Source organism: Serratia sp. CY44782, from assembly GCF_052168715.1.
GTDB classification, from domain to species: Bacteria; Pseudomonadota; Gammaproteobacteria; order Enterobacterales; family Enterobacteriaceae; genus Serratia; species Serratia nevei.
This window is the reverse complement of sequence record NZ_JBJNME010000006.1, coordinates 66,577-78,658: the sequence shown is the minus strand read 5'-3', so window position 1 is coordinate 78,658 and position 12,082 is coordinate 66,577. Positions and strand designations below refer to the sequence as shown.

Sequence of the window (12,082 nt, the reverse complement as noted above, 5' to 3'; positions counted from 1 at the left end):
ACGATACTCGCCGCCCCGGGAGGCCGATGGGGATCAATCCTTGATGCGTTTCAAACCGACCGGCGTAATGCAGTAGGTCTGTTGCTTGCCCTTCTCCGCCAGCCGCACATGCTGCATCTCGTTGACGATCGTCAGACGGTTGTCCGGCTCTTCATGCCGCAGATGGATCACCTCACCGCCGTAGCCTGACAGCGGCAGCACCCAGGTTTTAGCCTGTTGATTTTGGCTGCCGATGACGTCGTAGCTAAGCAAGGTATTACCGTCCGCATCCGTCACGCTGAGGAAGGCGTAGCTATCGGCAAAGTAGTGGTGAGCAATCCCCGCCGCCAGCGTCACGGTCACGGTTTTCTTCACCAGATCGACGGCGCAGGTCAGAAACTGGCGATCGCTAATCCCTTTGCCGGCCACGGTAAACGCATTGCCGACGTTAGCGCCCGGCGGCGTATTGTCGGCCGGCAGGCAATCCCGATAGGTCGCCAACAGCGGCTCGCGCTGCGGCTCGGCAAAGGCGCCGATCGCCAGATAAATATCGTCCTTGAACGACGACGATGGCGCGTAGTAGGCCGGCAGCAGCCGGCGCAAACGCTGCGCCGCCTGTTCCAGGCGCATCAGCAGCGCCTGCTCGGGCTCGCCGGAAAGCGCCGGGTTTTTCAGCCCGCTGGTTTCGATACGCAGCACGTTGGTTTTGTTTTTGTTATCGATGACGCCGGCCGCCGCCGGATTCAAACGCACCCGGCTCGGCTCCACATGATAAATCTCGATGTCATCACCCTCGGCAAACGGCAGCTCGTCATGACTTAACGTAGCCTGAGTGCCCTGAACCTCTTTGCTGAAGCGCACCGCACCCTGCCGATCGCGCAGCGTCACCCGAGCATAGGTTTCACCCGGGAAGTAGGCGTGCGGCGTGGTGCTGGTCACGTCAACCACCACCGCCCCTTTGGCGCGATCGACGACCACGGTGGCGAAGACCGCATCGCTCAGGCCCAACAAGTTGATCTCCTGCGACACGATCGGCGAAGCGGCTTTGCGTTCGAAGCGAAGCGTCACCGCGCTTTTCCCCTGTTTCACCGTCAGGTAACCCGCCGTCGGCCGGTATTTGCGATCTTTACCGGTCGGCAACCGCAGGGTGTACACGCCGATCGGCAACGCAGCCAGGGCCAGGGTCGGCGCGTCGATACGGACCTTGTGGGCATAGCGCGCCCCTTCCATCAGCACAAGCTCCTCACCGTAGATCTGCGCAAAGTCATCGATATCCAGACTCAGGGCGACATCGCCTTTCAGGCCGCTCGCCTTGAGCTGAGAGGAATCGACCAGGCGCAGGGAGGAATCCAGCTTCAGCTGTGCCTGCACCGCCGGCAAACTCTGCGCATCCACCAGTTGATACAGCGGGTATACCGCCTTGGCGTGGCTGTACGTGTTGAGATCGCGCTGCGTTTGGGTGATCACGCCGCCGGTCAGCTCGACGAACGGCGTCACGTCGATTTGCTCGCCGGCCGCGGCGAAGCTTGCCGACAGCAGGTCCAGCAAGGCATGTTCGGACGGCACGAAGCCTGGCGTATTGCAGCTTTGGCGATACTGCTGGTTAAAGTGCGTGAAGGCGTTCTTGCCTGCCTTGTCGACCATCAGCATCGCGAAGAACAGCTTGGAGCGCAGATCCCACTGGTTGAGCGGCGTACCCTGAGCGATCAGATCGACGATTTTCTTCTCGACGCCAGCCGCGTTGCCGTAGTTATACAGCCACCCTTCCTGGTATTTGCGCTCTCCCAGCATCACGTCCTGATAGCAAGCGGCGTAAATATTGTTCCACATCTCACCGGTGGAGAAATATTTGTCGCCCATAAAGTGCCCCTGATAGCCGTGCGCGATCTCATGCAGGCTGCCCCAGTTGCTGTCTTTCGGCGTCAGCCAGAAGCTGCTGACCGAGCTGCTGGTTTCCGCCGTCCAGCGGCCGCCGTAATACGCGGCGCCGGCGCCGTGTTTATCGGCCTTCATAAAGTAGCGGTTGCGAATATTGCGATCGGATTCGTGTTCAGCCTCGAACGAGACGCCGGTCAGCGCATTGTAGAAGGTGAAAATGCGGTCATAGTAGGCGATCAGCCCGTCGATGTTTTTCGCTTCACCCAGCGACTTCAGCGCCGGTTTACTGATTTTCGGCACCAGCAATACCGCGTATTCCGCATCGACCAGCGCAAACTCGGCGTCCCGATCGTCCCAGCGGGCGAAGAATGCGGCTTCGTTTTCGCCGCGGCGATAAACCGGCAGCGCTTTCGCCGTGTCCGGATACTCGAACTCCAGCGCCGGTTCGCCCTGCCCGTACGGCGTATCGATAAACGGCACCGAGACGGCATTGACCTGGGCCTCGACCCAGCTCGCGCCGACGCTGAATTCAGCCTCCGTTTTGCTGTCGTCGTTCAGCAAGCGCAGCGTGAGCTTGCCGGTAAACGCCGCGTTGGTCTGCCGCACTCGCAGCACCTGCCCGGCGGCGAGAATGATGCCCAGGTGCTGGCGATCGTGATCGATACCTTTGCTCATGCCTGCCGCATCCAGCCAGACCGGCCGGGTCAACGTGTAAAGTGATTGGGTTTTCGTGATGGTTGGCATCCTGCTTTCCTCATGGTTTGGGTGATTGAGTTGACCATGAGAAAGTAACCGGAGGGGCGGCCCGCCCTCCATCGATGGCGGATGGCTGAGGGCCTGTACAACAACGATGGGCGGGAGAGCGGTAATAAAAAAGGCGCAACCTTGCGATTGCGCCTGAGGCTCGGTGAACGCTGCGCGTTACTCGCCGCGAACGCGCTGCGCCAGCCCTTTGAGGAAGTAGCGCAGCATCTGATCGCCGCATGGGCGGTAGTTCTTGGTGCCTTCTTTGCGGAACAGCGCGCTCAGCTCCGGCTTGGAGATGCGGAAGTCCACCGCGGTGAAGATCTGGTGCATGTCGGTGTCTTTCAGCTCGAACGCCACGCGCAGCTTTTTCAGCACCAGGTTATTGGTGATCGGCAGCTCAACCGCCGGCGCCGGGAACTTGTCGTCCTTGCCGCGTTTGAAGAACACCAGGCCGTTGAGGAAGTGCGCCATCACTTCGTCCGGGCACTTCTCGTAGCCCGGCTCGCCTTCTTTGATCACGTAAGCGTCCATCGCCGACACCGCCACCTCGAAATCGTCCAGTTTGATAATCTCGACCATTTTGGCGTTGTTAATGCTCAGCATATAGCGCACGCTGCGCAGCACGTCGTTGTTCATCATGGGATTGCATTGCCTTTACTTGTCTAACGGGGACGTGCGCACATTGCGAAACGAAATGACTGCCACACACCTTGAATGTGCGGCAGTATAGGGATCGGCAAGGGGTTTCTCAATCGATTTGGCTTTTTTGCTGATACAGCGGGATGTCTTCGCCGATGATGTACTTGTTGCGCAGCATCGACGAGACCTTATCCATGATCATCACCACCACCACCAGAATCAGGGTGATGAACATCACCACGTCCCAGTTCCACAGCCGCATGTTTTCCGCGTACACCAGGCCGATGCCGCCGGCGCCGACGAAGCCCAGCACCGCCGCAGAGCGGGTGTTGGACTCGATCTGGTACAGGCTGAGCGCCAGGAAGGTCGGGAACGACTGGGTGAAGATGCCGTAGCGGTGCTTCTGCAACCCGTTGGCGCCCACCGCCGTCAGGCCGCGGCTGGGGGACTTGTCCACCGCCTCGTGCCCTTCGGCGTACAGTTTGCCCAGCAGCCCGACGTCCTGCATCACGATCGCCAACACCCCGGCCAGCGGCCCCATGCCGACGGCGCGCACGAAGATCAGCCCCCAGATCGCCATGTCGATACCGCGCAGCACGTCCAGCAAGCGGCGCACCAGCACGGAGATCGGCCGCAGCAGCGGCGTCGACATCACGTTGCGCGCGGCGAAGAACGACAGCGGCAGCGCGATCAGCGACGCGGTGATGGTGCCGGCGAACACGATGGCGATGGTGATGCCGATCTGCTGAAAGTAGTACATGAACGGCCAGTTGACGAAGTCGTGCCAGACGAACATGCGCAGGAAATAGCGCCCCAGCTGCTGGCAGCCGTTGATAAACTGCGGCCAGGTAATGCCGAAGACCAGGAAGAAGAACACATAGTACAGCACGATCGCCAGCGCGATCAGGCCGACGGTGCGCAGGTAGCGCCCCTGCTGCGCGAAGATCGCCGGATGCTGTTGTTTCAACTGGCGCAGCGTTTCCGCCGACGCCGGAGTGCCCGCTATCATTTTGCCCCCTCCACCACGCGCTTACGCAGCTCGCCCGACACGTAGTCGAGCACGGAAACCACCACGATGATCAACAGCAGCGTCATGCTGACCTGATCGTAGCGGTCGAGTTTAATGTTGGTCATCAGCTCCTGGCCGATGCCGCCCGCGCCCACCAGCCCCAAAATGGTCGACTGACGGAAGTTGATCTCCAGCCGCATGAAGCTATAGGAGAGAAACACCGGCTTCACCTGCGGCCACAGGCCGAAGCGCATGCGCTGCAGCGGCGTGGCGCCGCAGGCCGCCAGCCCGCGCACCGGTTTGTTGGAGGCGGTTTCGATCGATTCGTAGAACAGTTTGGTCAGGCTGCCGATGGTGTGCAGCGCCAGCGCCAGGAAGCCGGGAATGGCGCCGATGCCGAACGCCATCACGAACATCACCGCCCACGCCAGCTCCGGCATAGTACGCAAAAACGCCACCAACGTGCGGATCGCCAGCCGCACCGAGGCCGGGGTATAGGTGTTGCCGGCCGCCAGAAACGCCAGCACGGTCGCCACCAGCACCGAGAAAATGGTCGCCGCCAGCGCCAGCTGCAGGGTCTCCCAGATCAGCGGCAGCTGGATATTCAGGCGATAACCCCAGTAGGCCAGCGAGCCCTCGGTGCGCCCGTCGGCGAACAGTAAATGCCAATGCAGCGTCGGAATGGTTTCGGCCAGATAGTCGAAGAAGTGCGGAATAGACACCCAGACGGTGTGCAGGTTGAACTCGGCGAGGTTGCCGGCGCCCAGGTACAGCACCACCAGCCCGAGCGACCACAGCAGCGCTTCGCGCTTTTGCTTGCTGCGGATCCGTTGGTAATAGTGTGCGAAATCGGTATTCAAAAGAGGTCTTCCATCTTTATGGAACAAGGGGTTCAGCACGCTGAACCCCTTCATTCGGACGGCCGAGGCAGCCGGGAATTAACGGTCGCCTTTGGTCAGCTCGCGCTTCATATCGATGATGTTCTGGTATTCCGCCAGGGTGGTGTCGCCGATGTGCTGTTTGCCGCCCATCGCTTTGATAAAGCACTGGTGATCGTCCTTATCCAGCTTCTTGATGGCGGTGACCACTTTGGCCTTGAAGTCGGCCGGCAGCGAGTTGCTCACCAGGATCGGGCCGTTCGGGATCAGCGGCGACTGCCAGATGATGCGGATCTGTTTCATCAGGTCCGGGTGATCCATGCGGATCATGCGGGTGAACGCGCCGCTGGTGTAGCCGGTGTTGTAGTCGCCGATCATCGACGCCCAGGTCACCGCGCCTTCGAACTGGCCGTTCAGCACGCCGAGGATGTCCTGCTCGTGGCCGCCGGAGAAGGTGACGCTGGAGAAGGTGTTGTTGTATTTGTTGTCGACCGTGCCGCCGAACAGCTTTTTAAACGCCTGGTTCGGGATCAGGAAGCCGGAGGTGGAATCCGGATCGGCGAAGCCGATGGCCTTGCCTTTCAGGTCTTCCAGTTTCTGGTACGGGCTGCCGGCCTTCACCACCACCACCGAGTGGTAGCCGCGCGACTGGTCGACGTCGTCGACCGCGATGCCGACGATGTCCACCGCTTTCGGATCCTTGATGTAGACCGAAGCGAACGACGACGGCGACATGCTCAGCACCAGGTCAATCTTGCCGCCCAGCAGGCCCTGGATCACGCCGGAATAGTCGGACGAGTTGCGCAGCTTGGTATCGACGTTCAGCTCTTTATCCAGGAACTGCTTCACGCACTGGTTATCGCCGATCTGCTGGGTGGCGTTCTGGCCACCGAGAATGCCCAGGTTCAGCTCTTTCGGCGCATCCGCTGCGGCAGCATTAAATACCATCATCGCGCCGGCCATCAGGGTGGTCAGACTCAATACTTTTTTCATTAGGTGTGCCTTGTGTGTAAAGGGTAAAGGTCAAAAGTGCTTCAATGGATCTGATTGGCTTCTTCGCCATACAGCTGGTGCAGGATCCGTTCGTTCAGTTGCGAAGGATGCCCGTCAAACACGATCTTCCCGTGGGCGATGCCGATCACCCGCGAGCAATACTCTTTCACCAGTTCGACCGAGTGCAGGTTCACCATCACCGCGATGCCGTCTTCGCTGATTTTTTGCAGCGCGTCCATAATGCGGCGGGTGTTTTTCGGATCGAGCGACGCGACCGGCTCATCGGCCAGCAGGATTTGCGGGTTTTGCATCAGCGCGCGGCAGATGGCGACGCGCTGCATTTGGCCGCCTGAGAGGTTCTCGGCGCGCTGCAGCGCGTGCGGCAGCATGTTGAGCCACTGCAACACCTCGATGGCGCGAGCGCGGTCGGCGTCATCGAACAGTTTGAAGAAGGATTTCAGAGTGGAAGTGTGGCTCAGACGGCCCAGCAGCACGTTGGTCATCACGTCCAGCCGCGGCACCAGGCAGAAGTCCTGGAAGATCATGCCGCAGCGCGCGCGCCACTGGCGCATCTGGCGGCCGGCCAGCTGAGCGATATCCTGCGCCGCGCCATCGTCTTCGAAGTGCAGCATCTCGCCGCAGCTGGAAGGAATGGTGCCGTTCAGGGTGTGCAGCAGCGTGGACTTGCCCGCGCCGGAACGGCCGATCACCGCCACGAATTCGCCGGCGTGCAGATCGAAATTGATGTCATCCAGCACGCGCTGCTGCGCTTTGTAGGCCTTGCCGAGTCCCTTTACCGATAAAACTTTGCGGGATGCGGCGGCGTGCTGCCCTGGAAAGTCGTGCTGTGCCAATTTTAACAGTGCCTGAGCCATATGATTTCTCTGGTTTCAGTGGCTAATCATTATGGGCACCTATTAACGGATAAGTTTATGACAGTGGGATGATCGTTTTATGGCCGGGGCGTGACGCGTGCCGCCCCGGCGTTCGCCTCACGCCAGGGTGAAGAAGTCCAGCCCCAGCGCCGTCTTGACCTGCTGCAGCGTCTGTTGGCTGACCTGATGCGCGCGGCGGGTGCCGTGCTGCAGGATGCGCGTCAGCTCGCCTTTATCGGCGATGAATTCGGCGCGGCGGGTGCGGATCGGCTCAAGCAGGCTCTGCAGGCAATCCTCCAGCAGCCGTTTGATTTTCACGTCCCCCAACCCGCCGCGCCGATAGTGCGTCTTCAGATCCGCCACCAGCGCGGCGTCTTCGCAGAAGGCGTCCAGGTAGGTGAACACCATGTTGCCCTCCACCCGGCCGGGATCGCTGACGTTGAGATGGCCGGGGTCGGTGAACATGCTCATCACCGCCTTGTGCACCTCGTCGGCGCCGGCGCCAAGCTGGATGGCGTTGCCGCGCGATTTCGACATCTTTCCCTGCCCGTCCAGCCCCGGCAGACGCCCGACGTTGCTCAACAGCGGCTGGCACTCCGTTAATATCGGTTGGCCGACGATGTGGTTGAAACGCCGCACGATCTCATTAGTTTGCTCCAGCATCGGCAGCTGATCCTCGCCGACCGGCACGTGGGTGGCGCCAAAGGCGGTGATGTCCGCCGCCTGGCTGACCGGATAAATCAAAAAACCGGCCGGCAGGCTGCGGGCGAAATCCTTCTCGGCGATTTCGTTTTTCACCGTCGGGTTGCGCTCCAGCCGCGCCACGCTGACCAGGTTGAGGTAGTACATCGTCAGCTCGGCCAACGCCGGCAGCGCCGACTGCAGGCAGATCGTGGTCTTGTGCGGATCGATGCCCACCGCCAGATAGTCGGCCACGACGTTGAGCACGTTGGCGCTGATTTTTTGCGGGTTGTTACCGTTGTCGGTCAGGCCCTGCAGATCCGCCACCATCACCGTTTGGTTATGCTGGTGCTGCAGTTCGACGCGCTGGCGCAGCGAGCCGACGAAGTGGCCTAAATGCAGTGGGCCGGTGGCGCGATCGCCGGTAAGAATGGTGTAGCTCATGACAGTGCTCCTGAAGGTCTGTAGACCGCCGGATCAACGCCACAAAAAATAATGCCGCCAAACCGGCGGCATTAAAAAGAGATGTGAATACTCGTGCCGCCTCAGAAGAGGCGCCACCATGACTGATTGTGGGTGGAGTGCATCGATATATTCATGCCATCAAGGTATACCCGCAGCGGCAGCGCGTCAATAGCCCGCCGCCGGCGCGTAAGACGGCGTTACACTCCGGCATTTGCGTTCCTGGCCTGGCGCGCTAGGGTAAAACCTTCAACCTGAAAAAGGAGCGCATGATGAAGATCGGATTTGCCGGACTGGGTGGGATGGGCCGCGCCATGGCGGCCAACCTGTTGCAGGCGGGCTTCGCCTTAACGGTATGGAACCGCTCGCCGCAGGCGGCGCAGCCGCTGGTGAGCGCCGGCGCGCAGCAGGCCGAACGGCCGGAGCAGCTGGCCGATGCCGACGTGCTGATCACCATGCTGGCCGACGATGCCGCCACGCAACAGGTGGTGGTCGACAGCGGGTTGCTGCAGCGGATGAAACCGGGCGCGCTGCATATCAACATGGCGACCATCTCGGTCGAACTCGCCCAGCGTTTGACGGCGCTGCATGCGGAACACGGCATCGGCTATCTCGCCGCGCCGGTGCTGGGGCGGGTCGACGTGGCCGCCGCCGGCAAGCTGAATATTCTGGCGGCCGGCGATAGCGAGCTACTGAAGCAAGCGCAGCCGCTGTTCGATGCCCTCGGCCAGAAAACCTGGCACTTCGGCGCCGATCCGGCGCAGGCCAACGTCGTCAAGATCGCCACCAACTTTACGCTGGCCAGCGCCATTGAAGCGATGGCGGAAGGCAGCGCGCTGGTACGCAACTACGGCGTGTCCGGCGCCGACTACCTGCAGATGCTGGGTAGCACCGTCTTCGCCGCCCCGGCCTATCAGGGCTATGGCGCGCTGATCGCCGCCGAGAAGTATTCCCCCGCCGGATTCCGGCTGGCGCTGGGGCTGAAGGACGTCGGGCTGGCGCTGGCCGCCGGGGCCGACAGCCATACGCCGATGCCGTTCGCCGGGGTGCTGAAAGACAACTTCCTCGACGCGATGGCGCAGGGGGATGCGGATCTGGACTGGGCCGCGCTGGCCAAGGTGGCGGCGCGGCGGGCGGGCCTGAAATAACGAACGGGGGCCTCGGCCCCCGTTTTTCCGTTCTCAGAACACGATGTCTGCCGCGGGAACGGCGCGGATCGGCACGCCGAAGCTTTCGATATTCGACAGCGTCTCGTTATGGTGGGTGCGGATCAGCAAACCGTCGGCATAGGGTTTGTCGTGGCAGGTGTGGGCATCCGCCGCCAGCGTCACCGGATAACCGTGCACCGCCGCGCTGCGCACCGTGGTATCGATGCAAAACGGCGTGGAGTAGCCGCAAACCACCAGCTGCGATACGCCGTTGGCGATCAGCAACGCGCCCAGTGAGGTGCGCAGGAACGAGTCCGGCGTGGTTTTATCCACCCGATGATCGCCCGGCGCCACCTTCAGCGCCGCGAGCACTTGCCAGGCGGCGCTGCCGTGCCGCAACTCGTCGTCCGACGTGTGGTGCTGAATGACGACAACCGGCACGCCCGCCCGGCGGGCGCGCTCGCTCAGCTGATTGATGCGCGCAACGGTGCCCGCAGCATCTGCCGGCGGCGGCGTAAACAATCCTTCCTGAACATCGATAATCAACAGCGCGGTGGTCATGGCGGCTCCCGAAGAGAAGATAAGTGGCGTCAGCACACCGGCTGGCGCGGGCGGAAAATATGGTCGACGCCCTGCTCCCGCAGCCGATTCACCAGATCGTGCCCGCCGTTCGGCGTGGCGTGCGCCAGCTGCCGCTCGGCGGTAAACACCGGGCTGGCCCAGAACAGGTTCACCGGATCGCCGTACTGCTGCGGCAGAGCCAGGTGCGCACTATGCGGATAGAAGGACGACGATAAAATATAACCCTCGTAGCCCAGCGGCGCCACGTCCGACTCCAGCGTATGCCCTTCGCCGATCCAGGTCAGCCGCGCCCACGGCGCGTGCGCGAAACCGGCCAGCGCGCTGGCCATCTGCACCGCGTTGTCTTCGGTCATGTATTGGCTGTCGATGGCGATCGCCATCTCCATGCGGCGATAGCGCGAAGCCTCGTCGTTGAACAGGATCTCCACCCACGGCATCGGCCGGATGCTCACCCCCATGGTGAGGAAGTAATAGATGCCGTCGCGCTCGTGCTGGGTGATGGCCATCGGTGGCCACTTGCCCTGATCGATGGCGTAGTACTTCACCGAAGGGCCAAAATGCGGCTCATAGCGCGCCTGAAAATCGCGCTGCATCTTCGGCCACGGATTGCCCTCTTCACGCTGCCAGCTGCGCCAGAACTGGCGGGTGCTCTCCGCCTGCGCATACTGGGTGTTGGTCGAGGCCGAGCCGAGCGGATAAGCCAACGGGCTCTCCTTGATGCAGCTGGCGGAATAGCACACCGAATGGTCGATATACAGGCTCCAGCCGGGGATCACCGCCAGCAGTTGGCCGTAATACCACAGGGCCGCGCCGTCGTCGCTTTCGCTCCATACCACCATCAGCCCTTCCGGGTTCAGCGGCGCTTCGCCTTCCAGGTTGCGGCAATACTCCGCCGCCAGCATCGGCGGCTGCCCTTGTTCCAGCGCGGCGCGATCTTCCTGCAGCGGCGCGGCGGCCAGGTTGCGCAGCCAGCAGGCGCGCACCTGATAGCGATCGCTGTAGGCTTCGGCGGGATAGATATAAAAATAGGCTGCCCGGTGATCTTGCTGAACCACCGCAACCAGCGTCTGGTTCTCATTGCTGACTTCAGCAAGTACGTATGACTCGTTCATATCACCTCAATAGGGTCAGGGCGCGGCAGAATCGGCTGCGCGCCAAAAATGGAATGTGGCTTTGCCCCCAAGTGTAAAACGCATTACTGGCCGGATCACCCGTAAAAGTCTCAAAAGCGTCCGTAAACGAAGATAAACAAAGGTTAATTATAGCGGCTGTGGCTCATGACGGCTGAGTGATGCGCCGCACCGCGCGCTGATAGGAGCCGTTGCGCATCGACGCGCCCAGCACCTTGCCGAGGCCTGCGGCGCCCGTTCGCACCAGCCGCCGCCGCAGCGCGCCCGGATGAAAACCGAACTGCCGCTGCGCCCAATCGGGTAACAGATCGATGCCCGCCTGCATCACCACCCCGCCGAGCGGGCGCGCCAATGCGCTCGGCGCCGGCGCCTTCAGCAGAATGCGCGCCACCTCTTGCGTGCGTTCATCGCAGACCAGCTGCGGCCGCATCGCCTGCAGGTACTCTTCGACCTCCGCGCAGGACTGAGGAATTGCGGTCGCCCCCAGCGCGGCGGCCACGCGCGCCGCTTCGCGGTAGTATTGATCCTGCAAATCGCGGGAAAGATGGGGGTTGCGGTAGCGCAGGTGGCTGGCCAGAAAACGGCTGCTCTCCGCGACGTGTACCCAGGTGAGCAGCGCCGGATCGCTGGCGGCATAAGGCGTGCCGTCGCGGCCGACGCCGGTCACCCGCAGATGGATGGCTTTGACTTTGGCGATCAGCCGCTCCGCCTCGGCGGTCGGGCCGAAGGTGGTGACCGACACGAACTGGCTGGTGCGGCGCAGGCGGCCAATCATATCTTCGCGGAAGTTGGAGTGATCCCACACCCCGGCCAGCGCCAGCGGGTGCAGCATCTGCAGCAGCAAGGCGCTGACGCCGCCGCACAGCATCGGGGTGAAATCGCGGTGAACCTGCCAAATGACCGACTGCGGGCCGAACAAGCCCGGATCGCCCGGTGGGTTCTCAAAATCGACGCCGCCGAGCGCCAGCCCGGTCAGGCTGAGCACCTGTTTTTCTATCGCTGCGCGTACCGCTTCCATCCTGCTGCCCTCTCGCTCATTCTGCGGCCAGTGTATCACGCGGCGGGCGCCCCATTGCGCCCT

At 62.0% G+C, this 12,082-nt stretch carries 11 protein-coding genes; 1 reads left to right on the top strand and 10 read right to left on the bottom strand.

Going from position 1 to position 12,082, the window contains the following annotated elements:
* Nucleotides 1-33: 33 nt before the first annotated feature.
* The 7 genes from ACJ8HT_RS12695 to trpS form a co-directional block, all read right to left on the bottom strand.
* Nucleotides 34-2,601, bottom strand: a complete 2,568-nt coding sequence (locus ACJ8HT_RS12695; protein WP_197652186.1) for a putative mucin/carbohydrate-binding domain-containing protein — start codon at nucleotides 2,599-2,601, stop codon at nucleotides 34-36.
* A 177-nt stretch (nucleotides 2,602-2,778) separates the two neighbouring features.
* Entirely contained in the window at nucleotides 2,779-3,243 is a 465-nt protein-coding gene (locus tag ACJ8HT_RS12690; RefSeq protein WP_004939471.1) for a DUF1456 family protein, read from the bottom strand.
* A gap of 109 nt (nucleotides 3,244-3,352) precedes the next feature.
* The gene (phnE, locus tag ACJ8HT_RS12685; protein ID WP_033637591.1) at nucleotides 3,353-4,252 is read right to left on the bottom strand and encodes a phosphonate ABC transporter, permease protein PhnE; all 900 of its coding nucleotides are present in this window, start codon (nucleotides 4,250-4,252) and stop codon (nucleotides 3,353-3,355) included.
* The gene (gene phnE, locus ACJ8HT_RS12680; RefSeq protein WP_019454695.1) at nucleotides 4,249-5,112 is read right to left on the bottom strand and encodes a phosphonate ABC transporter, permease protein PhnE; all 864 of its coding nucleotides are present in this window, start codon (nucleotides 5,110-5,112) and stop codon (nucleotides 4,249-4,251) included. The genes phnE (ACJ8HT_RS12685) and phnE (ACJ8HT_RS12680) overlap by 4 nt, the downstream gene beginning before the upstream one ends.
* Before the next feature lie 78 nt (nucleotides 5,113-5,190).
* Nucleotides 5,191-6,123 (bottom strand): phosphonate ABC transporter substrate-binding protein, encoded by a 933-nt coding sequence (gene phnD / locus ACJ8HT_RS12675; protein ID WP_019454696.1) that lies wholly within the window; start codon nucleotides 6,121-6,123, stop codon nucleotides 5,191-5,193.
* Between the two features lie 41 nt (nucleotides 6,124-6,164).
* Nucleotides 6,165-6,998, bottom strand: a complete 834-nt coding sequence (gene phnC, locus ACJ8HT_RS12670; protein WP_197652187.1) for a phosphonate ABC transporter ATP-binding protein — start codon at nucleotides 6,996-6,998, stop codon at nucleotides 6,165-6,167.
* Between the two features lie 117 nt (nucleotides 6,999-7,115).
* Nucleotides 7,116-8,123 carry a tryptophan--tRNA ligase gene (gene trpS / locus ACJ8HT_RS12665; protein WP_197652188.1) on the bottom strand — a complete coding sequence of 336 codons (1,008 nt, stop codon included), beginning with the start codon at nucleotides 8,121-8,123 and terminating at the stop codon, nucleotides 7,116-7,118.
* A gap of 290 nt (nucleotides 8,124-8,413) precedes the next feature.
* On the opposite strand from trpS, the gene ACJ8HT_RS12660 reads away from it, so the two are divergent.
* Nucleotides 8,414-9,289 (top strand): NAD(P)-dependent oxidoreductase, encoded by an 876-nt coding sequence (locus tag ACJ8HT_RS12660; RefSeq protein WP_197652350.1) that lies wholly within the window; start codon nucleotides 8,414-8,416, stop codon nucleotides 9,287-9,289.
* Nucleotides 9,290-9,322: 33 nt separating this feature from the next.
* Here the strand turns inward: ACJ8HT_RS12660 and ACJ8HT_RS12655 are convergent, their stop codons facing one another.
* The 3 genes from ACJ8HT_RS12655 to ACJ8HT_RS12645 all read right to left on the bottom strand — a co-directional run bounded on the left by ACJ8HT_RS12655 (nucleotide 9,323) and on the right by ACJ8HT_RS12645 (nucleotide 12,019).
* On the bottom strand, nucleotides 9,323-9,850 hold the full coding sequence (locus ACJ8HT_RS12655) for a cysteine hydrolase family protein (RefSeq protein WP_197652189.1): 528 nt from the start codon (nucleotides 9,848-9,850) through the stop codon (nucleotides 9,323-9,325).
* A 29-nt stretch (nucleotides 9,851-9,879) separates the two neighbouring features.
* A complete protein-coding gene (locus ACJ8HT_RS12650) occupies nucleotides 9,880-10,983 on the bottom strand; it encodes a suppressor of fused domain protein (protein WP_038880072.1) in 1,104 nt (367 codons plus the stop codon).
* A 163-nt stretch (nucleotides 10,984-11,146) separates the two neighbouring features.
* Nucleotides 11,147-12,019: an oxygenase MpaB family protein gene (locus tag ACJ8HT_RS12645; protein WP_089185669.1), complete on the bottom strand. Its 873-nt coding sequence runs from the start codon at nucleotides 12,017-12,019 to the stop codon at nucleotides 11,147-11,149.
* Nucleotides 12,020-12,082: the final 63 nt, after the last annotated feature.

Bases quoted from the DNA above. Each gene is read 5' to 3' on its own strand.
- trpS (WP_197652188.1), bottom strand. From the start codon at position 8,123: ATGAGCTACACCATTCTTACCGGCGATCGCGCCACCGGCCCACTGCAT.
- phnD (WP_019454696.1), bottom strand. From the start codon at position 6,123: ATGAAAAAAGTATTGAGTCTGACCACCCTGATGGCCGGCGCGATGATG.
- ACJ8HT_RS12695 (WP_197652186.1), bottom strand. From the start codon at position 2,601: ATGCCAACCATCACGAAAACCCAATCACTTTACACGTTGACCCGGCCG.
- ACJ8HT_RS12650 (WP_038880072.1), bottom strand. From the start codon at position 10,983: ATGAACGAGTCATACGTACTTGCTGAAGTCAGCAATGAGAACCAGACG.
- phnC (WP_197652187.1), bottom strand. From the start codon at position 6,998: ATGGCTCAGGCACTGTTAAAATTGGCACAGCACGACTTTCCAGGGCAG.
- ACJ8HT_RS12655 (WP_197652189.1), bottom strand. From the start codon at position 9,850: ATGACCACCGCGCTGTTGATTATCGATGTTCAGGAAGGATTGTTTACG.
- ACJ8HT_RS12645 (WP_089185669.1), bottom strand. From the start codon at position 12,019: ATGGAAGCGGTACGCGCAGCGATAGAAAAACAGGTGCTCAGCCTGACC.
- ACJ8HT_RS12690 (WP_004939471.1), bottom strand. From the start codon at position 3,243: ATGATGAACAACGACGTGCTGCGCAGCGTGCGCTATATGCTGAGCATT.
- phnE (WP_033637591.1), bottom strand. From the start codon at position 4,252: ATGATAGCGGGCACTCCGGCGTCGGCGGAAACGCTGCGCCAGTTGAAA.
- ACJ8HT_RS12660 (WP_197652350.1), top strand. From the start codon at position 8,414: ATGAAGATCGGATTTGCCGGACTGGGTGGGATGGGCCGCGCCATGGCG.